Source organism: Pseudomonas sp. GW822-FHT06B12, assembly GCF_058799675.1.
This window is the reverse complement of sequence record NZ_JBXALR010000006.1, coordinates 62,796-88,057: the sequence shown is the minus strand read 5'-3', so window position 1 is coordinate 88,057 and position 25,262 is coordinate 62,796. Positions and strand designations below refer to the sequence as shown.

Genomic DNA, 25,262 nt, shown 5'->3' with positions numbered 1-25,262 from the left:
TGCGGCAAAAAAAAAGCCCCGAACCAGTCGGGGCGTTTTTCGAGGATGCGGCCTCTGTGTTACGACACGTTAGCGAACGCCGTCCTGAGCCAGTGCAGCCGGGGTGAAATCACTGGTGCTCGCGGTGAAGCCGAAGTCATACGCGCGCTTCTCTTCGTTCTTCATCCCCAGCGCCAGATAGCGGCCGGACTGCAGGTCGTAGAGGGTTTCCAGGGCATACCACGGCACTTGTTTGTCGTAGTAGTTCTCGGCATGCGCCTCAGCCACACGCCAGAGTTGACCACGACCGTCGTAGTGATCGATGACCGCGGCTTGCCAGGTGTCTTCGTCAATGTAGAAGTCACGCTTGGCATAAATGTGCCGCTGACCTTCCTTCAGGGTGGCAACCACATGCCAGACGCGACGCAGTTCGTAACGCGCCAGGTCCTGGTTGATATGACCGGCCTTGATGATGTCGTCGTACTTGAGCGTTGGCGAGTCGAGTTTGTAACTGTCGGAGGCGATGTACATCTCTTTCTTGCCTTCGAGCTTCCAGTCGTAACGATCCGGTGCACCGTTGTACATGTCCAGGTTATCGGAAGTACGCAGGCCATCGGCAGCCGTACCCGGACCGTCATACGACACTTGCGGGGCACGACGCACACGACGCTGACCGGCGTTGTAGACCCACGCCGAACGCGGCTCCTTCACTTGGTCGAGGGTTTCGTGCACCAGCAGCACACCACCGGCCAGACGCGCCGGTGCGGTCACTTTCTGCTTGAAGTAGAACAGGATGTTGCCCGGGTTTTTCGGGTCGTAATCCTTCATCTTGTCGCGGAACACGAACTGGTCCTGGAAATACACCAGGCTGTACGAGCCGTTCGGCTGCGGCGTGGCCTGGGTCACCAGACGGGTCACGCTACCGCCACGATAACGGGTGATGTGGTTCCAGATGACTTCGACACCGCTTTTCGGAATCGGGAACGGCACGGCCGTTTCGAAGTTTTCCAGGCCATTACCGCCGGACACCAGGTTGGTGTTGGTGGCGTTCTTCTTGATGGCGGCGAACACATCATCCGGCACGGTCGCGCCACGATGAGACGGGTAAACCGGCATTTTGAAGGTGTCCGGGTAACGCTTGAACATCGCGTATTGGCCCGGCGCCAGTTTGTCTTTGTACTTGTCGACGTTTTGCGCAGTGATGGTGAACAGCGGTTGCTCACTGGCATACGGGTTGGACAGGAAACCTTTGCCGTCGACGGTGCCGGCGTTTTTCTCCAAGGGTTTCCAGGCCGGGATCGAGCCATCGGCATTGCCTGCCATTTCCGCGCCCATCGGCGTCAGGCTCTTGCCCAACTTGTCCGCTTCAGCTGCCGGAACCGCTGCCATGACCGCGGTCGCCAGCAGCGAAAGCCCAAGGACACCCGCTTGCAAAAGACTTTTGGTAACTTTCATATTGTTGTTCGTCCTGAATATGCAGTGCTTAGAAGTTCACGCCGACGCTGAGCGCAACGAAGTCGCGATCATCCACGGTGCTGTACTTGCCGCCAAAGAAGTTGGTGTACGCAAGGCTCGCGGTGTAGGTGTTCTGGTACTCGGCATCGAGACCCAGGCTGACCGCTTTGCGACCTTCCTCGAAGTTGCCGCCAGGGCCAGGCGAGTAACCGCTGACGTCATGCGACCAGGCCACGTTCGGCTTGAGGTTCACACCGGCGAATACGTCCGGGTACTCCCAAATGGCGCGGGCGCGGTAGCCCCAGGAGTTGGCGGTGGTGAAACCATCGTTGTTGCAGTTGCTGCTACGGTTGTTGGCCGACGCACCCGCCCCGGCACCGTTGATGGTGGAGGTGTTAAGGATCTGCGAGCAGGTGTCCAGACCACCCGTGGCGGGCAGTTCGCCTGGGCCGAAGACCGGATCGCGGCCATAACGGACATCGGACGTACTTTCCAGGCCACCGACGTGAGTCAGTCCGACTTCACCCACCACGGTCAGACGCTGGGCGCCCATGACCTGGTCGAAGAAGTGCGTGAAGGTGGTCTGGATCTGGGTGATTTCCTTGCGGCGATAGCCGTGCAGGTCTTCCCCTGGAACACCCTGGAGCAACGAAGCGTTGGTCAGCGCGCCACCCAGCGGCCGAACACCGGCGAACAGGATATCGGTGGAGTTCAACTGCACCGGCGCATTCGGCCGGTAGCTGATCTCACCGCTCCACGCCGTACCGGTAGGCAGGGTGGTCGAGAAGCTCAGGCCATAGAGGCGGATGTCTTCCGGGTACTCGACGAAGTACTGCGAGTTACCCGCGACCAGCAGCGGACCCAGCGCCTGGAATGGCCCCGGCAGTGCCTTGACGCCGTTATAGACCGACTGCGGAGCACCAGTGGCGCTGAAAATCGGCGCACGGCTGTGATAGTTCATGAAGTAGGCGCCGAACTCGGTGTCCAGCGGATCGAACATGTACTTGAAGGCCGCGCCCCACTGGCCGCCGTTGCTCGCGTCGCGGTCCCGACCACGACGAACCAGTACACCCTCTTCGTTGACGTCGACACCATTCGCGGCCAATGGCCCCAATGCGACGGCCGGAATGGTCGAGCGCTTGTTCAGTACGCGCAGGTTATCGGTGCAACCGTTGGCAATAATGTCTGGCTGAGAGAAGAACGTGCCGCAGTTGTCGACAACGGTCTGGTCCCAGCCGATCTGGTAGAACGCTTGAGCCGACAGGCTCTCGGTCAGGCTTTGCGAGATATAGAACATGTTGACCGGGATCAGGCCTTCCTTGATCTCGGCACCGGGACGACGGAATGCGGACACGTCGATCGGGTTGATCGAGTTGATGCCGCCGCCGATGAAGGTGCTTTCACCCCAGTTGACCACCTGTTTGCCCAAGCGCACGGAACCCGGCTCATCGGCAATGGAGTAGTTGTGGTAGACGAAGGCGTCGAGGATTTCCCCACCCGACGACCTGGCGCCTTCCTTGCGTCCGTCGTTGCTGACGTTCTTGAATTCCAGGTCCTGGTTTTGCAGCGCGAAGTCGTACCAGTATTTACCGCGCACGAAGACGCCGGTATCGCCGTATTTCAATTCAAGGTCATGGATGCCCTTGAAGATTTTCGAAAAGGCTTGCCCGCTCTTGAAGTTCAAGTGACCGTCATCGGAGGTCTGGGACAGGCCCTTCCCACCGTTGTTGACACCGATCAGGTTCTTGTTCGGCTGTTGGGTGGACACGCTCATGCCCAGGGACAGGGACGAGTCGAACTGACCTTCGATTTCACCGACGTTGAAACTGACGCCGAATGCGGGCCCGGCGAGCGTAGAGGCGAGACTGACCGCCAGAGGCAGTTTCGCCCGGCGCCAGAACTGGTTTACTGATGTCATCGACGCTACTCCATGTGCTTTTATTGTTATGGCAGTCAGCACTTTTAAAAACGCTCTGAAGGACGGAGAGCCATGCGCTCGCGAAGTCATTCAAAGTTGCATCGCCGCTTTCCTGTGCGTTTGCCCCGTTCTTAAAAATCCTTGGGCGGACTATAGCCAGCAGGTGGTACTGCTTGATCCCTCTAAAGTGTGATTTGCAGCCCCCGACCACCCTGGAACAGTCCTGTGCCAGCCCGACAGATGTCGGCCCGGCAAGGATGGCTGAAAATTTGGAATAAACAAGCCAAGCGCTTGCTTGGTGGGCTTACCGGGCCCTTTCGGGCACGGCAAAGGACACTTAAAGTGTCGAAAGGAAGGTGCTGTTGCTGGCCTGCCATTGTGCGATGTCGACGCGGATACGCTTCTTGTCGAGCTTGCCGACACTGGTCTTGGGAATTTCAGTAACAAGGGCGATCTGGCTCGGGATGGCCCACTTGCTCAGGTGCCCCAGTTCGACGAAAGGCTTGAGATGTTCCTTGAGCTCCCTGGCCCCAATCACGTGGCTTTCACGGACCACCAGCAAGGCAAACGGGCGTTCGCCCCATTGCGGATCCGGGATACCGACCACTGCTACTTCACGTACCGCCGGATGGCGACTGATCAGGTCTTCGAGGTCCAGGGAGGAAATCCACTCGCCACCGGTCTTGATCACATCCTTGATCCGGTCGCGGATGTCGATCACCCCCATGCTGTCCAGGGTCGCAACGTCGCCGGTATGCAGCCAACCCCCGGCCCAGAGCTCTTCGCCCTTCTGCGGTTCATTGAAATAACCTTCGGTGAGCCACGGCGCACGCAGCACCAGTTCGCCCTGGGACTCGCCGTCCGCCGGCAGGAAGTGACCGTCAGCGTCAATGATTGCCGCTTCAACCAAGGGGCCGGGCACGCCGGCCTTGATGCGATAGGTGGTGCGTTCGTCTTCGGTGCCGGCCATCAACTCATCGTTGAGATGAGCGCAGGACACCAGCGGCCCGGTTTCCGACATGCCATAGGCGGCGGTCAACTGAATGCCCTTGGCCTTGGCTGCTTCGTACAGCGCACGATTCAGGGCGCTGCCGCCGATGACGATTTTCCAGCCGCCGAAATCCGTGCCTTGTGCGGCCTTGGCGTTGAGGACCATTTGCAGGATGGTCGGCACGCAATGGGAGAAGCTGACCTTCTCCTTGCGCCACAACTCGACCAGGTATTCCGGGTCGTAACGGCCGGGGTAAACCTGCTTGAGCCCAAGCATGGTCGCCACGTACGGCAAGCCCCAGGCATGCACGTGGAACATCGGGGTGATCGGCATGTACACGTCGTTGGTGCCCAGCAGGCGCACGCTGTCGATGCTGCCCATGATCGTCGACACGCCCATGGTGTGCAGCACCAGTTGCCGGTGGGTGAAATACACGCCTTTGGGATTGCCGGTGGTGCCGGTGGTGTAGAACGTGGTCGCCACCGAATTTTCGTCGAAATCTTCGAAGCTGTACTGCGGGCTCGCGGCGGCCAGCAGTTGCTCGTACTCGCCCACCAGGTTGGGCAGATCGGCGGTTTTTTCCGGCAAGTCGGTGAGCAGCAGGGTTTTCTCGACGGTGGTCAGGTGCCCGGCAATCGCCTGATAGAGCCCGACGAACTCACTGTTGACCAGCACGAAGCGGTCCTCGGCGTGGTTCATGGTGTAGAGGATCTGCTCGGGTGACAGGCGCACGTTGATGGTGTGGATCACCGCACCGATCATCGGGATGGCAAACATGCATTCCAGATAGCGATGGCTGTCCCAATCCATCACCGCCACGGTATCCCCGGCCTTGACCCCGGCCGCCGTCAGTACGTTGGCCAGCCGCGCGACACGCTCGATGAGGGTCGGATAGCTGTAGCGCAATTTGTCGCGGTAAACGATCTCGCGGGTTTTCTCGTAGCGGCTGCCGGACATCAGCAACCGCTTGATCAACAGCGGGTATTGATAAGCGCCTTTGGCTGGCGGAATAACGCGAGTCTCCAACATAAGCATCCCTTTATCTGACTGCACGGTCGTGGCTGAAAAGATAAGCACTTTAGTCAGCCTGAACGCCAGCTAAATCAGCCAAAGGGATGATTTGCACAGCCGTACAAATGCTAGCTTTGCGCCAGCATCCTTCCTGCCACCACGCAATCAACCGTAGGAAGCGATCTTCGTTAGCGTCGAGAGCGATTCCCGATCAATGCATCTCGGTAAACGCCAGCTTCACGCCGATGGCAATCAGCACCACGCCCATCGTGCGATCGAACCAATGCCCCATGCGGGCAAAACCGGCCCGTACGCGCTGTTGGCTGAACAGCATTGCCACCAGGCAGAACCAGGTCGCGGTGGCCGCGGCCAGGTAAACGCCGTAACCGGCCTGAATCGCCAGCGGTGTATGCGGGTTGATCACCACGGTGAACAGCGACAGGAAGAACAGCGTGGCTTTGGGGTTCAGGCCGTTGGTCACGAACCCTGCGGTGAACGCGCCGCGGGCGGTGCGCTCGCCGGCTTCCTTGTGCAGGTTTTCGGTGGCAGGCTTCGCCGGTTGCGCGCGCAGGGCCTTGAAACCGATGTACAGCAGGTAGGCGGCCGCCAGCCATTTCAGCGCGTTGAACAGCATGATCGACTGCGACACGATCAGGCCGATACCGAGCAACGAGTAGCCCACGTGCAGGAAGATCGCCGAGCCGACGCCCAGCGCCGTCCACGTCCCGGCGCGACGACCGTGGGTCACGGCCTCACGCACCACTACGGCAAAGTCCGGGCCTGGGCTTGCCACCGCAAGCAGGTGAATCAGGGCGACGGTCAAAAACTCTGTCCAGTACATGGGGGGGCTCCTTCGGGGTAGGCCATTCAATTGAAGATTCTTTGGTCAAACATCATCCATGTGGCGAGGGAGCTTGCTCCCGCTCGGCTGCGCAGCAGTCGCAAAGCCATCAACTCTGTACACCTGACGAAACGCGGTTGCAGGGCTCAGGGCTGCTTCGCAACCCAGCGGGAGCAAGCTCCCTCGCCACAGTTCATCTGGTAGGCTCGGCAGATTACGCCTTCAGACTCACGCGCAAAAGGTACAGTTAATGACGAACAATCGCCGCGCCGTATTCCTCGACCACAGTTCCCTGGACCTCGGCGACCTTGACCTCAGTCGATTGCAGCAATGCTTTGATGACTTGCAGCTGCGCTCGCTGACCACGCCTGACAACATCGTCGAACGACTGCAAGGCGCCAGCGTAGCGATCAGCAACAAAGTCCTGCTGAATGCCGAAACGCTCAAAGCCTGCCCCGAGCTGAAGCTGATCCTGATCGCCGCCACCGGCACCAACAACGTCGACCTGGCCGCCGCCCGCGCCCAAGGGATTACCGTGAGCAACTGCCAGGGTTACGGCACGCCTTCGGTGGCGCAACACACGATCATGTTGCTGCTCAACCTCGCCACCCGCCTGAGCGACTACCAGAAAGCCGTCGGTGAAGGTCGCTGGCAGCAGGCCAAACAGTTCTGCCTGCTGGATTTCCCGATCGTCGAACTCGAAGGCAAAACCCTCGGTCTGCTCGGCCATGGTGAGTTGGGGGGCGCCGTAGCGCGGCTGGCCGAAGCCTTCGGCATGCGCGTGTTGCTCGGCCAACTGCCTGGACGCCCGGCCCGCGCCGACCGCTTGCCGCTGGATGAACTGCTACCGCAAATCGACGCGCTGACCCTGCACTGCCCGCTCAACGAACATACCCGCAATTTCATCGGCGCCCGCGAACTGGCGCTGCTCAAACCCGGTGCCTTTGTGGTCAACACCGCTCGCGGTGGCCTGATCGACGAACAAGCCTTGGCCGATGCCTTACGCAGTGGTCATCTGGGCGGTGCGGCGACCGACGTCCTGAGCGTCGAGCCACCCACCGCCGGCAATCCACTGTTGGCCGGCGACATTCCACGCTTGATCGTCACCCCGCACAACGCCTGGGGCAGCCGCGAGGCGCGGCAACGGATCGTCGGTCAGTTGACCGAAAATGCTCAAGGCTTCTTCAGCGGTACAGCGCTGCGGGTCGTCAGTTGATAAACTGCCGCACTTTTTTTCAAGGAGCAGAGTATGGATCCGCGCAGTGAAGTACTGCTTCGTCAGGCCGAGTTGTTTCAAGGCGAGTTGCTGCTGGCCGGCTTGCCCGCCGATGACTTGCTGGGCAAATTGCCCAACGCTCACGGCTGGTGCTGGCATGCCGGCGACCAAGCGGCGCTGGACGCACGCTTTGCCGAGCGCAGCCACTTTGGCGTGAATGCTCCGAGCCGTGAATTTGAAACAGCCGTGGTGTTCCTGCCCAAATCCAAGGATTTGACCGACTACATCCTCAACGCCCTCGCCTCGCGCCTGGCCGGTCGTGAGCTGTATCTGGTGGGTGAAAAACGCAGCGGCATCGAAGGCGCCGCCAAACAGCTGAACCCCTTTGGCAAACCGCGCAAGCTCGACAGCGCACGTCACTGCCAACTCTGGCAGGTGACCGTGGCCAACGCACCCGAGGCCAAATCGCTGGAAAGCCTGGCGCAGGAATACGAGCTGCCGTTGGCAGAAGGCCCGCTGAAAGTCATCAGCTTGCCGGGCGTATTCAGTCACGGTCGACTGGATCGCGGCAGTGCCCTGCTGCTCGAACACCTGGACAAACTGCCGAGCGGTCACTTGCTGGACTTCGGTTGTGGTGCAGGCGTTTTGGGCGCGGCGGTGAAACGGCGTTATCCACACAACACCGTCACCCTGCTCGACGTTGATGCGTTCGCCGCGGCCAGCAGTCGCCTGACATTGGCCGCCAATGGTCTGGAAGCCGAGGTACTGACGGGTGATGGTATCGACGCTGCCCCGATGGGGTTGAGCGCGATTCTGAGCAACCCGCCGTTCCATGTCGGGGTCCATACCGATTATCACGCCACGGAGAATTTGCTGCGAAAAGCAGCCAAACATCTGAAAAACGGTGGCGAGCTTCGGCTGGTGGCCAACAGTTTCCTGAAATATCAGCCGCTGATCGAGGAGCATCTCGGTGTCTGTGCGATCAAGGCCGAAGGTCAGGGTTTTCGAATCTACCGGGCCAAACGCGGCTAGAAATTAGCGCTTGCCGAATGGATTTTGCCTAGGCAGAATCCGCTCCGTCCTAGGGGAGTAGTCTCCCACGAGCGCCATGCTCGTCCGGCATACGTCAACATACTTGGTCCTCAGACCATGGCGTATGCGACCCAAGCGACCGCACAGACGGATCGCAGGGTTTGACAAGACCTATGACACGCACACCTTACCCGGGGCGGGGAGGCTGTACGTGTCATAGCCGTGTCGACCCGCCCCTTAGGAAAACCCTGATGCTGGATTCTCTGCTCGTCCCTACTGCAGTCGTTGCCTTGGCCGAAATCGGCGACAAGACGCAATTGCTCGCGCTCATTCTCGCCGCACGCTTTCGCAAACCCTGGCCGATCATCGCCGGTATCGTTGCTGCAACCCTGGCCAACCACGCCGCTGCGGGTGCTGTCGGTGCCTGGTTCGGGAGTTTCTTCTCGGATGCGACACTGCACTGGATCCTCGCCGCGAGCTTTACCGCGACGGCGCTGTGGACCTTGGTGCCGGACAAGATGGATGACGACGAAGCCAGCACCGCACGCAAATTCGGACCGTTCCTGACCACGCTGATTGCATTCTTCCTCGCGGAAATCGGCGACAAGACCCAGATCGCCACTGTGATGCTCGCCGCTCAGTACCCTGAGCTGTGGCTGGTGATCATCGGCACCACGCTCGGCATGCTGATCGCCAACGTGCCGGTGGTGCTGGCCGGTAATTTTGCCGCAGACAAACTGCCCCTGACCCTGATCCGTCGCCTGGCAGCGTCGGCGTTCTTCATCCTTGCCATTGTGGCTGTGTACAAGGCGATGCAGAGCAGCGGGTGGGTGTAACCCAGCAGGAAGATCGTTCCCACGCTCTGCGTGGGAATGCCGCCCTGGACGCTCCGCGTCCGCTTCGAATGCTGTGACGCGGAGCGTCACTGGATGCATTCCCACGCAGAGCGTGGGAACGATCATTGGCTCAGGATTTTTTGGCCTGCTGGTAAAGCGGCATGACTTTCGGAATCGCTGCCTTTAGCGACGCAACCCGGCTGCTGGAGGCCGGGTGAGTGCTCATGAACTCTGGCGGCGAACTTTCGGACGCCTTGCTCATTTTGTCCCACAGGGTGATTGCCGCGTTCGGGTCGTAACCGGCGCGGGCGGCCAGTTCCAGACCGATCAGGTCGGCTTCGTTTTCATTGGCACGACTGTTGGGCAAGGTCATGCCGTAGTTGGCCACCGTATCAGCCAGTGCCAAGGTGTCCTGTCCCAACCCGAGCAAGGCACCCGCGCCCTGCTTGGCCATTTCAATGCCATAGGCCTTGGACATCGCTTCACGACCATGCTCGCGCAAGGCGTGGGCGATTTCGTGGCCCATGACCGCAGCGATTTCATCGTCGGTGAGCTTCAGGCTGTCGATCAGCCCGGTGTAGAAAATGATCTTGCCGCCAGGACCACAGTTGGCGTTGAGTTCGTCACTCTTGATCAAGTTGACTTCCCACTGCCACTGCGCCGAATCCGGCCGGAAGACCGGGGCCTGGGCGATCAGCCGATTGGCAATCGCCTGAACCCGTTTGGCCTCGTTACTGTTCTTGTCCAGCACACCCTTGTTGCTCGCCTCCCCCACCGTCTTTTGGTAGGACTGGGCATACATCTGATTGACCTCATCGCTCGACAGCATGCTGAACATGTACTGCTTGCGCTCCACGCCCACCGCGCCGCCGTTGGTGGTGTTGACCGACTGGCAGCCACTGAGCAGCAGGCTTGCACTCAAAGCACACAAAACCAATGTTTTATTCATCAACAAACTCCCTGAAAACATGCCGCGTATCCTAGGCGGTGCAATGTATCTGCGCCAGATACAACAGACGTGTAGCACGTCATTTCCAGATACATACCACCTCACTGTCGCAATAAATTCATAAAACAGCGCAAGCCCGAATTCCTCAAGGCCCGGCACCTGTCTCGATGCGACCTACACAGATCAAAAACAGTCATGTGCAAAGAATCCGCTCATGGACCGCCTCACGTGCGCCGATACAACCCGGCAGACGTCATTCCCGCGTCCGGAGCCTTTATGAAATTCAAGTCGATCCAGTTTTCCGTCGCCGCGCTCGCCGGCGCCATCGTGCTCAGCGTGGTGGCTGCGCTGGTGCTGTATGCGCTGTTTTCCGGCGCGCGCACCCAGGAAATGGTCCAGGAGCGGACCCAGGCGCAATTTGAGCAAGTCATCGAGCAACGTTTGCGTGGACTGGCACAAACCCAGGTCAGCCAGATCCAGCGCGAACTCGAAGCGCCCCTGCTGATCGCCGGCGGACTGGTTCGGGTCAACGCCTTGATCGGCTCCCAGGATGCCGACGGCAAACCCTCGCTTGCCCTCAGCCGTGAGCAGTTGATCAGCCTGATCAAGGAAAACGTCGCGAAGAATCCGAAAATTCTCGGCACCTACATCGGCTGGGAACCGAACGCGCTGGATCACAACGACGCGGCCTACATCGGCAGTAAAACCGTCGGTATCGATGCCACCACCGGGCGCTTTCTGCCGTGGTGGTTCCGCAATGACGACGGCAGCCTGGGCGTCGACAAGCTGGCAGACGTCAACGACCGCACCGTGCTCTCTACCGGAGTGCGCGCCAGTGAGTACTACCTGTGCTCCCAGGAAAGCAAAAAATCCTGCGTGATCGACCCGGCGCCTTACAAGGTCGGCGACAAGATCGTCATGCTCGCCTCCTTTATTGAACCGATCATGCTCAACGGCACCTTTCAAGGCATCGTCGGCGCCGACTTGTCGGTGAACTTCATTCAGGAAATGCTCCTGGCCGCGAACCAGAAGCTCTATAACGGTGCCGGTGAAATGGCGCTGATCGGCGGCAACCAGCGTCTGGTGGCCTACACCAAGGACCCGAGCAAGTTCGGTGAGAAGGTCAGCGACATCCTCGACGCCACTCAAGTCGCCAACCTCGGCAAGCTCAATCGCGGCGAAGTGACCTATAACGTCGACAAGGCCCACGGCAGGATCGAGCTGTACCTGCCGTTCGGCATCGGCCAGACCGATGCGCGCTGGACCCTGCTGCTGCAACTGCCGCTGAACGCGGTCATGGCTGACTTGCAACAACTGCAGGGCGACCTCAACACCCAGCGCAAGGCTGACACCTTTGGCATGGCCATGGTCGGTCTGGTGATTGCCGGCCTGGGCTTGCTGGTGATCTGGCTGGTCGGCCACGGCATCGCCCGGCCACTGAAGCAGATGGTCGCGATGCTCGATGATATCGCTCAGGGCGAAGGTGACCTGACGCGCCGCCTGACCAGCGACCGTGCCGACGAACTCGGCTCGATCGCCAAGGGCTTCAATACCTTCCTCGCCAAGTTGCAGGCAATGATCACCCAGGTGGTGACCTCGGTGCAGAGCGTCAGCGATTCGTCCGAACATACCGCCGACATCGCCATTCGCACCAACCTCGGCGTGCACAAGCAAATGGCCGAGATCGATCAGGTGGCCACCGCGGTGCAGGAAATGACCGCCACCGCCCAGGACGTAGCGCGCAACGCGACCCAGGCTGCACAAGCCGCCAGCCATGCCGATCAGGCTGCAGCCCAGGGCATGCAAATCGTGCGCGACACCTCGACTTCGATTGGCGTCCTCGCGGTGGAAATCGGCAAAGCGGTCGGCGTGGTGCAAACCCTGGCCAAGGACAGCGAGAACATCAACGCGATCCTGATCGCCATTCGCGGGATTGCCGAGCAGACCAACCTGCTAGCGTTGAACGCCGCCATCGAGGCCGCACGGGCCGGTGAACAAGGTCGTGGGTTTGCGGTGGTGGCCGATGAAGTGCGCAACCTGGCGCAGAAAACCCAGCAGGCAACTGAAGAAATCCAGACGATGATTCAGCAGTTGCAGCAAGGCACGCGCGACGTGGTGCGGGTGATGGAAGACAGCCAGAACAAGACCGACGAAAGCGTGCAGCACGCGGCCAAGGCGGCGCAGGCGCTGGAGACCATCACTCAGGCGGTTTCGGTGATCAACGACATGAACACCCAGATTGCCAGCGCCGCCGAAGAGCAAAGCGCGGTGGCCGATGACATCAACCGCAACGTGATCAACATCGGTCAGGTGGCCAATGAGGTCGCGGGCGGCGCGGATGAGTCGAGCGCGGCCAGTGCGGATCTGACCAAACTGGCCGAGCAACAGCGGCGGTTGATCAATCAGTTCAAGGTCTGATCCCAAAGCCCCATCGCGAGCAAGCTCGCTCCCACATTTGATCTCCAGTGGATACAAAATCCACGAACAATGGAGATCCAGTGTGGGAGCGAGCTTGCTCGCGATGGCGTCAGCACAGACAACTCATCAACCCGGCGTCAAACATTCCGGCGCATTGAGTTTCGGATCATTCACCAGATTCGCCAGCACCCGCTCGCGCAATGCGGCAGGTTCGCTGGCGAGCAGCGCCTGTAAGGTGTGCAATGGGGTTTCGGGGTTGAGCCAGGCTTCCTGACCAGCAGCATCGAGAATCAACGGACGACGCTGATTCGACGCCGCCTGAGTCACCACCGCCGTACTGAGCCACACCTGTTCCTGCACCGGATACGCTTCCCAGATCGCCGCAAAAAACAGCGCCGAACCTTCGCCTGGCGTCAGCCAGTACGGGCGCTTGCGGGTGGTGCCGCGCCATTCGTAGAAGCCGTTGGCCGGTAACAGGCAACGGCGCAGACGGAACGCCTCACGAAACATCGGCTGCTCGGCGACGGTCTCTGCCCGGGCGTGGGCCGGGGTCTTCGACAAATCGGTCAGCCACGGCGGCGTCAGCCCCCAACGTGCGCGGGCAAGCGTGCGCTGGCCCGCCTCGGCACGCAGGATCAGCACCGAATCATTGGGCGAAATATTCCACTGCGCCTGCTGATCGGCCGGGAAGCCGGGCAAGGCCGCGAACGCGGGGTTCCAACGAAACAGGGCAAAACGTCCACACATGGGGCAACACGACTCTGAACGAAAACGGAGGCCAGCCTAACAGACCAGGACGTCGGGAAAGCTATCCGGTTCGTCGCCGGGCATCGGCAGCGCGGCATTGTACGCGGTGATCAACTCGCGCGCGTATTGCGCCTGATCGTTATCCACCGCCAACCCCAGCAGCCCGAACACCGGCAATTCACCCGCGCCACCCAGCAGATCACGCCCCACCAGATGAGCCTCTACGCCTTCGCTGGCCAGCATGCCTTGCAACAACTCGCCTTCCATCAGGTTTTCCGGTTCGTAGATGCGCTGCATAGACGCCACCCTTCACTCGTTTTCGCTGTGAACTTCGAGCATCCATTCATGACCGTCGGTCTGCAGAGTAAATTTGATCGGCCGACAACACACGGGGCAATCCTCAATATACGTCTGATCCCCTCCCGACAAATCCAGAACGGCCTCTGACTCTTCACCACAATAAGGACATTCATAGCGCTCGGTTTCCAGCATCGCGGTCTCCCAAGTGACTTGTGCGTATAATCGCCGGTCTATTTGCAGGGCCATTTTTGTTTGAGCGTATTTTTCAGACCGTACTCCTGCCGTAATCGATCTAATCCATTACTTACCCTAGCCGTTTCTAACAAGAGAGCATGATGGGCGAATTCGATGCCATCCGACCTTACGACGACAGCGAAGTCCCAGCAGTGCTGGCACGGTTGCTGGGCGACAAGGCGTTTCTAGATATCCTCACCCACTTCCGCTTCCCGCGTTTTGCCGGTGCATTCGGCTGGATGCTCAAACCACTTATAGCTTATCGGCTGCGCCGTGAGTTTGCCGGCATCAGTTCGGTGGCGACCCTGCAGGACAAGGTCGAGTTTTATGTCGATCACACCATCGAGCGGGCCACCGACGGCGTGACCTATACCGGCGTCGAACAATTCAAGTCCGGCAGCGCTTATCTGTTCCTGGCCAACCACCGCGACATCGTGATGGACCCGGCCTTCGTCAACTACGCGATCTACCACGCCGGCCTGCCGACGCCACGCATCGCGATTGGTGACAACCTGCTGCAAAAGCCCTTCGTCAGCGATCTGATGCGCCTGAACAAGAGCTTTATCGTGCACCGCTCCATCAGCGGCCGTCGCGAGAAGATGGCGGCGTATCAGTTGCTGTCGGGCTACATCAATCACTCGATCCTCAACGATTGCCAGTCGATCTGGATCGCCCAGGCCGAAGGCCGCGCCAAGGACGGTGACGACCGTACCGAGTCGGCGATCCTCAAGATGTTCCACATGAGCCGCAAGGACGAGCCGTTTGGCGAGGTCATCAAGTCGCTGAACCTGACGCCGGTGTCGATCAGTTACGAGTACGACCCGTGCGATCAGGCCAAGGCCCGCGAGCTGTACATCCGCGCCACCACCGGCAGCTACACCAAGGTGCCCGGCGAGGATGATGTGAGCATCGCCAAAGGCATCACCGGCTACAAAGGCCGGGTCCACGTGAACTTCGCCGCACCGATCAGCGAGCAGTTCGAAGACACCAAGCTATTGGCAATCGAGATGGACCGGCAGATCCTCGGTGGCTACCGGTTGTTCCCGGTGCACTACCTGGCGTACGCCCAATGGAGCAGCGCCGACCCGCAACTGCAAGTGCCAAGCGCAGCCAAACTGTTCCCGGCCGAGGAACTGGCAAAAGCCCAGCAAGAGTGGCAAAGCCGCCTCGATGCCTGCCCCGAGGAACATCGGCCGTTCCTGGTGCTGCAATACGCAACACCGGTGCGCAATCAGTACCGGGTCAAAGCGGGTTTACCGCTGTAAGGCTTGGCTGAATACAACAACGGCGCCTCGGGGCGCCGTTTTCATGGGTGATGCAAACCTCAAAAATGCCTGCTGATCCACGACAGCAGTAGCGCCAAGGCCAGGCAGACAAAGCCGAAACGGTAGAAAAACCGGTTCATCCGCAGCGTCGCGATGTCCAGAAACAGCATCGGTTCATCGATCGCCCGTACCGCGCTTTGTGCCGCCAGCTTCTTCAGCGCCAGCTGTTCACGGCGACGGGTCACGTGCAACAGCCAGGCACCGGGCAAGGCGATCAACAACGCGAAAAAATTCATCAGGCTCCCGGGATGGGCACTGACAGCAGACCAGCTCATGTGCAGCGACATCATGACCCTCACGTAAAAAAAGCGCCTGTGGCCTGAAAACAGCTGCAAGTAGCCAAACGTTTTTTACGCCCTGCGCTTTGCACTCCAGTGACCGGCAATTTACTGATTAATCTGCGCTGTCACCTGAACGTCACCTTAACAAGCCAGTCTGTCGCCCCTCGAATCCGACACGGAGCCTGTCATGCTGCACGCAGAAAACCAGGATCGCCTCTACCTGATCACCCCCAGCGACGAACAACAAAACCTTGTCGGCAGCCTCGCCTTCAACGTCCAGGACCGCCACTGGCTCGTCTACTGCGCCCTGGGCGGCCACCAACACGCCGACCTGCCGGAAACTGACCTGCTGACCGGCGTGAGCATGCTGGATTTTTATGTAGACGCGGCCTAGAAGCCGCGGTACCCGTCAAAAAGCCAGGATCAAAAGATCGCAGCCTTCGGCAGCTCCTACGGAATCCCCCCACCCACAACGAAGTGATGCGCCCCTACCACTCAGGCCGGCTGTCAGGCCGCCGTGCTTTGCTGTTGATCCACCCGCCCCGTCGGGAGGCCGAGTGGAGGTGTTCATCAGGGGGTGGGCGCGCAGCGCCGTACGGCGCAGCCGGACACATCGAGAGGAGGTCGTCGCGAAGCAGACCGGAGGCGATGCCCCCTGATGAATGCCGGAGCGAGGGAACGCCGAGCCTAAGCGAGGGGCCGGACGCTTGGGGCGAAGACTTTTGCTTACTTTTCGTCGTTTGGAAAAGTGAGGCGCCGTAAGGGCGAAACCGCCAGCCGCCGTTACCGCAGAAATGGATATGTACACCTGCAAGAGATTAGTCGGCTATCAGGCCGCTATCGCGAGCAGGCTCGCTCCCACAGGTTTGGTTGGTGTACATCTGCGGGAGATTGGGCGGCTGTCAGGCCGCCATCGCGAGCAAGCTCAGCTCCTACAGGGGCTCACGTTATTCGCCGAGCACCTGACCCACCGTCGGATCCTTGAACAACCGGGTCAACGCATCGCTCAACACATCGCTCACCAGCTTGGTGTTGGTTTCCTGATTCGGCGCCATGCCAAAACGCTGATTCAGCGACGCCGCATAATGGCCACTGTAACGACGGTTGGCATTCTGCACATCAGAGCGGAAAGCCGCGCCAATAGTCGCTTCAGTCACATACATACCTTCTTTAGGCGACTGATACGTCAATTCCGCCAGCGTCACCGTCAACTGCGGCGCGTTGTAAGCATTAGGCGTTGGAGTGAAACCCAACAAACGCACAGCCGCTTCGGCCTGAGCCTGCAACTTCGGCAAAATTTGCGCACCTTGCACCGTGATTGCGCTGGTTTCAGGGTACAGGCCACCACGGGTGCCCAAGGTTGGTGACGGTCGGCCATCGACCACCCTCACCACCACCGGCTGACCATGCCCGACCGGCGCCAGCTGAGTCGTGAGCTTAGGCTCCGGGGCTAGTTGCTGCGGGCTGTTGGCGCAGCCAACCAGGGTCAAGCTGGTCACAGTGATCAAACCGAACAACAGGCGTTGCAACATGCGCTACTCTCCAGATACAAATACGAACTGATCGGCAGTATAGCGGTCGGCACGCGCTTCAAACCAGCAACCCTGAAGACTTGTGCAAAGTCTGCGCTTGCGGGCGCTCGGTAACCTCAGTGTCATGCCGTACTGCTAACTTCTGGGTGGAAATCCGGGAGATTCGTCTCAACTGGTTGCACCAGCCGCTGCCTGCCAGTGCCCGCCTGAGCCCGCGCAATCCTCACGCACGGTTGCAGACGGTGTAGTCCATCTGACCGAACGGCTAATAAAAGTCATTAAACACGACCATTTCCCTGCGTTTCTTCGCTACAATCTCCCCCCGATTATAAGGACGTCTCCTGATCGGGCCTCGCAGCATCGTCAATACGCTTGTATTGACACCCCCGCACCGCCCACAGAGAGCCGCCCACACAGATCGAGTGAAGCTGGCGAGCTTGCTGTTTATCCTGCAAACCACCACTTTTCGCGAATCTGCCAGAGCTGTCGTTACGCTCGGTCACTGAGCTGTTTGCCCGTTTTGCCTGCCCTGTATCCCATGGCGGCAATCCATCCGGGCACAGTGCCAGGCTGGGACAGCCCTTTTTTGAGGTTCACGTCTTCAAAAGAGCGTGAAAAAAACGGGTTTTCACAACTTCACAAGAGTGTGGCGAGCAAATGAATAGTTTTGCGTCTGAACATGCACCATTAGCGTCTACAACAGCCCAACGACACAGGACCGAGTACTCCTCAAGAACTGGAGCCTGAAGCCTGTCCACTACGGATTTGGTTGCACAAACGGACGTATCGACCATAAGTCGAATTGCCTCCCGCGCGCTGAAGTGAGTTCATAGGAACCCTGAGCCCGGTAGATAGCGTCTGTCGAAGTTGCAAAAAATTGCGAAGATTCGGACATGGCGATCCTGGCCATGGGTGACCCGGGGCTCTACAGAGCATGCCCCGTAACTCCTGGCAGCTATGCCGACAATTTGGTGCTGCAGATTTTGGAGACGCGTTAAATGGCGCATAACGAAGCAGTCGACGTAGTACTGGTTGGGGCCGGCATCATGAGTGCCACCCTGGCTGTATTGCTCAAAGAGCTCGACCCCGCAATCAAGCTGGAAGTCGTCGAGCTGATGGATTCCGGTGCCGCGGAGAGTTCCAACCCGTGGAACAACGCCGGTACCGGTCACGCCGGGCTGTGTGAGCTGAACTACACGCCACAGGCCGCTGACGGCAGCGTCGACATCAAGAAAGCCGTGCACATCAACACCCAGTTCGAGGTGTCGAAGCAGTTCTGGTCCTACCTGACCCGAAAAGGCACCTTCGGCTCGTCGAAATCCTTCATCAGCCCGGTTCCGCACCTGAGCTTCGTGCAAGGTGACGCTGGCGTTTCGTTCCTCAAGGAACGTTTCAAGGTACTGAGCAAGCACCACGCCTTCGCCGACATGGAATACACCGAAGACAAGGCAAAAATGGCCGACTGGATGCCATTGATGATGCCTGGTCGTCCAGCCGACGAAGTCATCGCCGCAACCCGCGTGATGAACGGCACCGACGTCAACTTCGGCGCCCTGACCAATCAACTGCTCAAGCACCTGACCAGCGCACCCGATGCCCAGGTCAAGTACTGCAAGCGCGTGACCGGCCTCAAGCGTAACGGCAACGGCTGGACCGTCAGCATCAAGGACGTCAACAGCGGCAACAGCCGTGACGTCGACGCCAAATTCGTCTTCCTCGGCGCTGGCGGCGCGGCATTGCCGTTGTTGCAGGCGTCGGGCATCGAAGAAAGCAAAGGTTTTGGCGGCTTCCCGATCAGCGGCCAATGGCTGCGTTGCGACAACCCGGAAGTGGTCAAACACCATCAGGCCAAGGTCTACAGCCAGGCAGCGGTGGGTTCGCCACCGATGTCGGTGCCGCACCTGGACACCCGTGTCGTCGATGGCCAGAAGTCCCTGCTGTTCGGACCTTACGCCGGCTTCACCACCAAGTTCCTGAAACACGGCTCGTTCATGGACCTGCCGATGTCGGTTCGCGCCGGCAACATCGGCCCGATGCTGGCCGTGGCCAAAAACAACATGGACCTGACCAAGTACCTGGTCAGTGAAGTGATGCAGTCGATGGAACAACGCCTGGAGTCGCTGCGCCGCTTCTACCCTGAAGCCAAGGCCGAAGACTGGCGTCTGGAAGTCGCTGGCCAACGCGTGCAGATCATCAAGAAAGACCCGAAAAAAGGCGGCATCCTGCAGTTCGGTACCGAACTGGTTGCAGCCAAGGACGGATCCCTTGCGGCACTGCTCGGCGCATCGCCTGGCGCCTCGGTCACCGTGTCGATCATGCTTGAGCTGATCGAGAAATGCTTCCCGAACAAAGCCAAGGGTGAATGGGCAGCCAAGCTGGCGGAAATCTTCCCGGCTCGGGAAAAGGTCCTGGAAACCGACGCTGCGCTGTATCGCAAGATCAACGCGCAGAACAACGTCGCGCTGGAACTGGTTGAAGAAAGCAGCGAGACCCCAAGCTTCGCTTGATGCTCGCCCCCCTTCCCCCAAAAAAGAAAACGCCCCGTTCTCGTTGAGAGCGGGGCGTTTTTTTATACCTTTTAAAAGATCGCAGCCTGCGATCTTTTGATCTTAACCGCGAGCCTTGTTGATCAGCTCGATGTACTCAGCAGCGTTGCGCTGATCCTGGATCAGGGCAACAAAGTCCTTGCCGTGCTCGTCCTTGCCGTCCAGGTCCAGGCCTGCCTCGACGAAGAACCCCAGAAAACGCTCGAAATCATCGATACGCAGGCCGCGGTAAGCCTTGATCAGCTTGTGCAGGGACGGTGAAGTCGCGTCGATCGGTTCAAAATCGAGAAACAATTTGATCTGCGCATCGCCGATCTCGTCACCAATCACCTGTTTCTTATCTTTACGCATTGCCGACTCCAGCTCGCAGACATTACACGGGGCGGGCAGTTTACCCCTGCCCCGACCCAAGCCTCAACGACCAGCGTTCACTCGCAAAAGCGCTTGGCGCCCTGACACGCTCGTATACAATATCCGCAATCACGCCTGCCGGGACTCATTCAAGTGCCTCTACCCAGCTTCAACGCCCCCAATCTGGGGATTGCGCCCTCGGCTTCGGAAGTTATCGCCAAACACCTGCGCGAGGCAATCATCGGCGGCCACTTCGCCGAAGACGAGCCGATCCGTCAGGACGACATCGCCCGCCTGTTCAACGTCAGCAAGATTCCCGTGCGCGAGGCGCTCAAACGTCTTGAGGCGGAAGGTCTGGTGCAATTTCAGCGCAACAAGGGCGCGGTGGTGACGAAGATTTCCGAGCCCGAACTGGCGCAGATCTTTGAAGTCCGGGTGCTGCTGGAGGTCCAGGCGATTCGCCTGGCCGTGCCGAACATGACCGAAGCCACGTTCGCTCGCGCCGAAAGTATCTGTGCCGAGTTCCTCGACGAGAACAACATCGGCCGCTGGGCCGAGTTGAACTGGGCCCTGCACGCGTGCCTCTACGAGCCGGCGCAGCGGCCGTTCCTGCTCAACCTGATCCGCTCGATTCACGACAAGGTCGAACGCTACCTGCGCATGCAGATGAGCCTTTCCGAAGGCAAGGACCGTGCGGACCACGAGCACCGCGACATTCTCGCCGCGTGCCGGGCCGGCGATGTCGACAAAGCCGCCGAACTGATTGAGCAACACATCATTGGCGTGTGCCGTACGCTCTACGAACACCTGCCGAACGCACCCGCGCGGATCTGATCGACTGTGCCGATTTCGTCATCGGTAACGGTTAAATCCCTCAAGCCATCCCGCGCCTCAAACGCCAGTCTTGCACAGACATTTCCTGTGCAAGGTGGCGCCCTTCATGAAACGTATTCACGTCCTCGACTCTCACACTGGCGGTGAACCGACACGTCTGGTCATCACCGGCTTCCCGGATCTGGGCAGCGGCTCCATGGCCGAACGCAAGCGCCGCCTCGCCGAGGAGCACGACCACTGGCGCACCGCCACGGTGCTTGAGCCACGCGGCAACGACGTGCTGGTTGGCGCCCTGCTCTGCGAGCCGCAGGATCCCGGCGCCTGTGCCGGGGTGATTTTCTTCAATAACAGCGGCTACCTCGGCATGTGCGGTCACGGCACCATTGGCCTGGTGGCCTCGCTGGCGTACCTCAAACGCATCGAGCCCGGCGTGCATCGGATCGAAACCCCGGTCGGCACGGTCGAGGCGACTTTGCACGAGGATCGCTCGGTCAGCGTGCGCAATGTCCCGGCCTATCGCTACCGCAAGGCCGTGCAACTGACATTACCGGGTTACGGCGCAGTCAGCGGTGACATCGCCTGGGGCGGCAACTGGTTTTTCCTGATTGCCGAGCACGGCCAGCGGATCGCCAGCGACAACCTCGAGGCCCTGACCGCTTACACCTGGGCGGTGCGCGAAGCGCTGGAGAACCAGGGCATTCGTGGCGAGGACGGCGGCGAAATCGATCACATCGAGCTATTTGCCGACGACTCCGTGGCCGACAGCCGCAACTTTGTCCTCTGCCCCGGCAAAGCCTACGACCGCTCGCCCTGCGGCACCGGCACCAGCGCCAAGCTGGCGTGCCTGGCAGCCGACGGTAAATTGCAGCCCGGCGAAGTCTGGCGCCAGGCCAGTGTGATCGGCAGCCAGTTCGAAGCCAGTTACCAGCGGCTCGACGAACAACGCATCATTCCGACCATCCGTGGTCGCGCCCACATGAGTGGCGAGAACCACTTGTTGCTGGAGGAAGACGACCCGTTCGTGTGGGGCATCGGTTCATGAATGCCGACGTCATCGTCATCGGTGCCGGCATTGTCGGCAGTGCCTGTGCCTATGAGCTGGCGCAACGCGGGCTCGACGTGCTGGTGCTCGACAGCCAGCGCGGCGGCGCCACGGCGGTCGGTATGGGCCACTTGGTGGCGATGGATGACAACCCGGCCGAACTGGCGCTGAGCCAATACTCCATCGAGCTCTGGCGGCAATGGGCGCCGCACCTGGACCCCGGCTGCGCCTACCGCAATTGCGGCACGCTGTGGCTGGCCGCCAATGACGAGGAAATGGCCGCTGCCGAGCACAAACGTCAGACGCTCGAGGCCCGAGGCATCGCCTGTGAAATGCTCGACCCACACGCCCTGTACGCGGCCGAGCCGATGCTGCGCCCCGGCCTGAGCGGTGCACTGAAGGTCAGCGGCGACGGCATTCTCTATGCGCCGAATGCTGCTCACTGGTTGCTCAACCAGAGCGCTGGGCGGATCACCCGGCGCACGGCCGAGGTCACGCAGGTCAACGGCAATCAGCTGCGATTGGCTTCTGGCGAGCGGTTGCGGGCCGAAGCGGTGGTGCTGGCCAACGGTATTCACGCCACCGAACTGTGCCCCGACCTGCCGATCCGCCCGAAGAAAGGCCACCTGCTGATCACCGACCGCTACCCCGGCAAGATCCATCACCAGTTGGTCGAGCTGGGGTATGTCACCAGTGCTCACGCCAGCGAAGGCACCTCGGTTGCCTTCAATGCCCAGCCACGGCCGACCGGGCAAATCTTTCTCGGCTCATCGCGCCAGTTCGACAGCACCGACCTGAGCGTCGAACCAGCCGTGTTGGCGCGCATGCTGCGCCGGGCGATCGACTATTTGCCGGAGCTTGCCGGGATGAACGCCATCCGCAGCTGGACCGGCCTGCGCGCGGCCACGCCCGATGGCTTGCCGCTGCTCGGCGAACACCCACAGCAAGCAGGTTTGTGGCTGGCGGCCGGGCATGAAGGATTGGGCGTCACCACGGCCCCCGGTAGCGCACAGCTGTTGGCCGCGCAGCTGTGTAAAACCACTCCGGCCATCGACCCGACGCCCTATCTGCCGGGGCGTTTCCTGACCACCGCACAAGGGTTACGCGCATGATTGAATTGAGTCTCGACGGCCGCACGGTAGCGGTCGACGCCGGTACAACGGTTGCGGCGCTGCTCTACCTGGCAGGCGACGGCTGCAGTCGAACGTCGGTCAGCGGTCAGCGCCGGGCACCTTTTTGCGGGATGGGCGTTTGCCAGGAGTGTCGGGTGAGCATCGACGGTCAGCGCCGTCTCGCCTGCCAGACCACCTGCCGCGCGGGCATGTGCGTGGAGACCCAGGCATGAAAGTCGATCTGCTGATTATCGGCGCGGGGCCTGCGGGCATGGCAGCAGCATTGGCGGCCGCACCGAGCACCGCACGCATCGCCATCATCGATGACAACCCGGCACCCGGCGGGCAAATCTGGCGCGACGGCGTCAATGCGCACTTGCCGAGTAATGCTCAGGCTCATCGTCAGAAACTGGCGGCGGCGAGTAACGTGCAGGTGTTCAATTCGACACGCGTGGTCGCCTTGGCTGGCCCCAAAAAACTGCTGTTGGAAGACCCTGAGCACGGCTGGGTCATCGAGTACGAGCAACTGATTCTGTGCACGGGTGCCCGTGAACTGCTGCTGCCGTTTCCCGGCTGGACCTTGCCCGGTGTCACCGGTGCAGGCGGGCTGCAAGCGCTGATCAAGGGCGGGATGCCGGTGGCCGGCGAGCGGTTGGTGATTGCCGGCAGTGGCCCGCTGCTGCTGGCCAGCGCCGCCACCGCGAAAAAGGCTGGCGCCCAGGTACTGCAAATCGCCGAACAAGCGCCGCTGAGTGCCGTCGCCGGGTTCGCCTTGCAACTGCCCAAATGGCCGACCAAATGTCTGCAAGCGGTTCAACTGTTTGATCATCACTACCGCAGCGACAGCCATGTCCTCGAAGCCTATGGCGACAGCCGCCTCCAAGGCGTACGTCTGAAACGCCAGAGGCGGATCGTCGACATCCCCTGTGAACGACTGGCCTGCGGCTTCGGCCTGATCCCCAATACCCAATTGGCCCAAGCGCTGGGCTGCGAATTGAAAGACGACGCGATCGCCGTCGACGCGAGCCAGCTCACTAGTCTGAACGGACACTACGCCGCAGGCGAATGCACTGGTTTCGGCGGCAGTGAGCTGGCATTGGTCGAGGGTGCCATCGCAGGGTGGATGGCCATCGGTGAAGTACAGCAAGCCCGCGCACTCTGGCCGCAACGGCAGCACTGGCAAGCTTTCGCCGATCAACTGCGGCGCAGCTTTGCCTTGCGTGATGAACTCAAACAGCTGGCAATGCCCGACACACTGATCTGCCGTTGTGAAGACGTTGAGCTGTCAGCACTCAAGGCCTGCTCCGCCTGGAACCAGGCCAAACTGCACACGCGTTGCGGCATGGGCGCTTGCCAGGGACGGATCTGCGGTGCGGCGACCCGTTACCTGTTCGACTGGCCACAGCCGGCGCCACGTCCGCCGTTTTCGCCAACGCGCATCGACACGCTGTTGCAGCTTGCCGAGCTTCCCAATGGCGCGTCCGTCACCGTAGAGTAAGGCCCTCTTCCCTGCGGGTCGCCACCTGATGACGTTCCCCTTGCCACTGCCCTGCCCCCGCGACCTGCCCGAGCTGCTGGGCAGTTTGCAACTGATCGCACCGCTGCTGGATGCCATGCCCGGCGTGGTGTTCTTCATCAAGGACACCACCGCCCGCTATGTGCTGATCAATCGAACCCTGGCCCAACGCTGTGGCGCCAAAGACCCCAACGCGCTCCTTGGCAAGACGGCTGAACAGGTATTTCCCTCGCGCTTCGGCCCGCATTACACCGAGCAAGACCTGCGGGTGCTGAGTGACGGTAGCCAGTTGAGCGATCAGCTTGAACTGCACCTTTACCCTGGCCACGAACCTGGCTGGTGCCTGACCCACAAACTGGCGCTATGCGATGCTCAGGGCAGCATCATCGGCATGGCGGGGATTTCCTACGACCTGCTCGCGCCCCAGTCCAGTCATCCGGCCTATGAAAAACTCGCAGCGGTCGACGGGCACATCCGCGAACACTACGCGCAACACATCGCCCTGAGTGAGCTGACGGCCCTCAGCGGTTTTTCCGTGGCGCAACTGGAGCGCCTGTGCAAACGGATCTTCCAGCTGACGCCACGCCAGATGATTCACAAGGCACGCCTGGGCGCTGCCACGCAGCTGCTATCGGGCGAGCTGCCAATCACCGAGATCGCCCTACGCTGCGGTTACACCGACCACAGCGCGTTCAGCCGTCAATTCAAGGCACTCACCGGCGTGTCCCCTTCGCAGTACCGCGATAACCATCGCTGACTGTTACCCGTTACCGAGCACCCCGCCAAACCCTGCTCC

Annotated in this window: 24 protein-coding genes, 1 pseudogene and 1 riboswitch; of the genes and pseudogenes, 14 read left to right on the top strand and 11 right to left on the bottom strand. The window is 60.4% G+C overall.

The features are described 5' to 3' along the window. Window positions 1-69 precede the first annotated feature (69 nt). From AC1RKH_RS15040 to AC1RKH_RS15025, 4 genes are all read right to left on the bottom strand, one after another. Window positions 70-1,434: a DUF1329 domain-containing protein gene (locus AC1RKH_RS15040; protein WP_493062877.1), complete on the bottom strand. Its 1,365-nt coding sequence runs from the start codon at window positions 1,432-1,434 to the stop codon at window positions 70-72. Window positions 1,435-1,462: 28 nt separating this feature from the next. Then, complete coding sequence (locus tag AC1RKH_RS15035; protein WP_493062876.1) at window positions 1,463-3,352, bottom strand: DUF1302 domain-containing protein; 1,890 nt, start codon at window positions 3,350-3,352, stop codon at window positions 1,463-1,465. A 337-nt stretch (window positions 3,353-3,689) separates the two neighbouring features. Further along, on the bottom strand, window positions 3,690-5,372 hold the full coding sequence (locus AC1RKH_RS15030) for a fatty acid--CoA ligase (protein ID WP_123424989.1): 1,683 nt from the start codon (window positions 5,370-5,372) through the stop codon (window positions 3,690-3,692). Between the two features lie 193 nt (window positions 5,373-5,565). Next, entirely contained in the window at window positions 5,566-6,195 is a 630-nt protein-coding gene (locus AC1RKH_RS15025; protein WP_123424988.1) for a LysE family translocator, read from the bottom strand. Between the two features lie 250 nt (window positions 6,196-6,445). Between AC1RKH_RS15025 and AC1RKH_RS15020 the strand changes: the two genes are divergently transcribed. The 3 genes from AC1RKH_RS15020 to AC1RKH_RS15010 all read left to right on the top strand — a co-directional run bounded on the left by AC1RKH_RS15020 (window position 6,446) and on the right by AC1RKH_RS15010 (window position 9,279). Beyond that, a complete protein-coding gene (locus tag AC1RKH_RS15020) occupies window positions 6,446-7,411 on the top strand; it encodes a 2-hydroxyacid dehydrogenase (RefSeq protein WP_493062875.1) in 966 nt (321 codons plus the stop codon). A gap of 33 nt (window positions 7,412-7,444) precedes the next feature. Further along, on the top strand, window positions 7,445-8,443 hold the full coding sequence (locus AC1RKH_RS15015) for a methyltransferase (protein ID WP_123582786.1): 999 nt from the start codon (window positions 7,445-7,447) through the stop codon (window positions 8,441-8,443). A gap of 39 nt (window positions 8,444-8,482) precedes the next feature. Then, a riboswitch (yybP-ykoY riboswitch) is annotated at window positions 8,483-8,606 on the top strand. Between the two features lie 88 nt (window positions 8,607-8,694). After that, window positions 8,695-9,279, top strand: a complete 585-nt coding sequence (locus AC1RKH_RS15010; protein ID WP_123424985.1) for a TMEM165/GDT1 family protein — start codon at window positions 8,695-8,697, stop codon at window positions 9,277-9,279. A 130-nt stretch (window positions 9,280-9,409) separates the two neighbouring features. On the opposite strand, the gene AC1RKH_RS15005 is transcribed toward AC1RKH_RS15010, so the two are convergent. Further along, on the bottom strand, window positions 9,410-10,228 hold the full coding sequence (locus AC1RKH_RS15005; protein WP_493062874.1) for a M48 family metallopeptidase: 819 nt from the start codon (window positions 10,226-10,228) through the stop codon (window positions 9,410-9,412). Window positions 10,229-10,423: 195 nt separating this feature from the next. Between AC1RKH_RS15005 and AC1RKH_RS15000 the strand changes: the two are divergent. Next, a pseudogene (locus AC1RKH_RS15000) lies at window positions 10,424-11,791 on the top strand (methyl-accepting chemotaxis protein); the annotation flags it as partial. 12 nt (window positions 11,792-11,803) lie between these two features. Then, window positions 11,804-12,646 carry a methyl-accepting chemotaxis protein gene (locus tag AC1RKH_RS14995; RefSeq protein ID WP_404942527.1) on the top strand — a complete coding sequence of 281 codons (843 nt, stop codon included), beginning with the start codon at window positions 11,804-11,806 and terminating at the stop codon, window positions 12,644-12,646. Window positions 12,647-12,772: 126 nt separating this feature from the next. Here AC1RKH_RS14995 and AC1RKH_RS14990 read toward each other — a convergent pair whose 3' ends face one another. From AC1RKH_RS14990 to AC1RKH_RS14980, 3 genes are read right to left on the bottom strand one after another with little or no spacing between them, the layout of a single operon-like run. Then, window positions 12,773-13,393: an SOS response-associated peptidase gene (locus tag AC1RKH_RS14990; protein WP_103320210.1), complete on the bottom strand. Its 621-nt coding sequence runs from the start codon at window positions 13,391-13,393 to the stop codon at window positions 12,773-12,775. Between the two features lie 36 nt (window positions 13,394-13,429). Beyond that, window positions 13,430-13,690, bottom strand: coding sequence for a putative signal transducing protein (locus AC1RKH_RS14985; protein ID WP_123424981.1), 261 nt, complete (start codon window positions 13,688-13,690; stop codon window positions 13,430-13,432). Window positions 13,691-13,702: 12 nt separating this feature from the next. After that, entirely contained in the window at window positions 13,703-13,885 is a 183-nt protein-coding gene (locus tag AC1RKH_RS14980; protein WP_123424980.1) for a CPXCG motif-containing cysteine-rich protein, read from the bottom strand. A gap of 143 nt (window positions 13,886-14,028) precedes the next feature. Between AC1RKH_RS14980 and AC1RKH_RS14975 the strand changes: the two genes are divergently transcribed. Further along, a complete protein-coding gene (locus AC1RKH_RS14975; protein ID WP_493062872.1) occupies window positions 14,029-15,192 on the top strand; it encodes a 1-acyl-sn-glycerol-3-phosphate acyltransferase in 1,164 nt (387 codons plus the stop codon). Between the two features lie 59 nt (window positions 15,193-15,251). On the opposite strand, the gene AC1RKH_RS14970 is transcribed toward AC1RKH_RS14975, so the two are convergent. Further along, on the bottom strand, window positions 15,252-15,539 hold the full coding sequence (locus AC1RKH_RS14970) for a hypothetical protein (RefSeq protein ID WP_123424978.1): 288 nt from the start codon (window positions 15,537-15,539) through the stop codon (window positions 15,252-15,254). A gap of 181 nt (window positions 15,540-15,720) precedes the next feature. On the opposite strand from AC1RKH_RS14970, the gene AC1RKH_RS14965 reads away from it, so the two are divergent. Continuing rightward, window positions 15,721-15,927: a hypothetical protein gene (locus tag AC1RKH_RS14965; protein ID WP_493062871.1), complete on the top strand. Its 207-nt coding sequence runs from the start codon at window positions 15,721-15,723 to the stop codon at window positions 15,925-15,927. 553 nt (window positions 15,928-16,480) lie between these two features. On the opposite strand, the gene AC1RKH_RS14960 is transcribed toward AC1RKH_RS14965, so the two are convergent. After that, the gene (locus AC1RKH_RS14960) at window positions 16,481-17,065 is read right to left on the bottom strand and encodes a YajG family lipoprotein (protein WP_493062870.1); all 585 of its coding nucleotides are present in this window, start codon (window positions 17,063-17,065) and stop codon (window positions 16,481-16,483) included. A 998-nt stretch (window positions 17,066-18,063) separates the two neighbouring features. Here AC1RKH_RS14960 and mqo point away from each other — a divergent pair. Beyond that, window positions 18,064-19,572: a malate dehydrogenase (quinone) gene (gene mqo, locus AC1RKH_RS14955; RefSeq protein WP_123424975.1), complete on the top strand. Its 1,509-nt coding sequence runs from the start codon at window positions 18,064-18,066 to the stop codon at window positions 19,570-19,572. 102 nt (window positions 19,573-19,674) lie between these two features. Here the strand turns inward: mqo and AC1RKH_RS14950 are convergent, their stop codons facing one another. Then, on the bottom strand, window positions 19,675-19,962 hold the full coding sequence (locus tag AC1RKH_RS14950; RefSeq protein WP_123424974.1) for a PA4642 family protein: 288 nt from the start codon (window positions 19,960-19,962) through the stop codon (window positions 19,675-19,677). A gap of 153 nt (window positions 19,963-20,115) precedes the next feature. On the opposite strand from AC1RKH_RS14950, the gene AC1RKH_RS14945 reads away from it, so the two are divergent. From AC1RKH_RS14945 to AC1RKH_RS14920, 6 genes are all read left to right on the top strand, one after another. Beyond that, window positions 20,116-20,796: a GntR family transcriptional regulator gene (locus AC1RKH_RS14945; protein ID WP_493062869.1), complete on the top strand. Its 681-nt coding sequence runs from the start codon at window positions 20,116-20,118 to the stop codon at window positions 20,794-20,796. Between the two features lie 106 nt (window positions 20,797-20,902). Then, a complete protein-coding gene (locus tag AC1RKH_RS14940) occupies window positions 20,903-21,838 on the top strand; it encodes a 4-hydroxyproline epimerase (protein WP_493062868.1) in 936 nt (311 codons plus the stop codon). Continuing rightward, entirely contained in the window at window positions 21,835-22,950 is a 1,116-nt protein-coding gene (locus AC1RKH_RS14935) for an NAD(P)/FAD-dependent oxidoreductase (RefSeq protein ID WP_493062867.1), read from the top strand. Before AC1RKH_RS14940 ends, AC1RKH_RS14935 begins: the two co-directional genes overlap by 4 nt. Next, a complete protein-coding gene (locus tag AC1RKH_RS14930; RefSeq protein WP_493062866.1) occupies window positions 22,947-23,183 on the top strand; it encodes a (2Fe-2S)-binding protein in 237 nt (78 codons plus the stop codon). Before AC1RKH_RS14935 ends, AC1RKH_RS14930 begins: the two co-directional genes overlap by 4 nt. Then, window positions 23,180-24,448, top strand: coding sequence for an FAD-dependent oxidoreductase (locus tag AC1RKH_RS14925; protein ID WP_493062865.1), 1,269 nt, complete (start codon window positions 23,180-23,182; stop codon window positions 24,446-24,448). Before AC1RKH_RS14930 ends, AC1RKH_RS14925 begins: the two co-directional genes overlap by 4 nt. A gap of 28 nt (window positions 24,449-24,476) precedes the next feature. Further along, window positions 24,477-25,223 (top strand): AraC family transcriptional regulator, encoded by a 747-nt coding sequence (locus AC1RKH_RS14920; protein WP_493062864.1) that lies wholly within the window; start codon window positions 24,477-24,479, stop codon window positions 25,221-25,223. The last annotated feature ends 39 nt before the right edge of the window (window positions 25,224-25,262 follow it).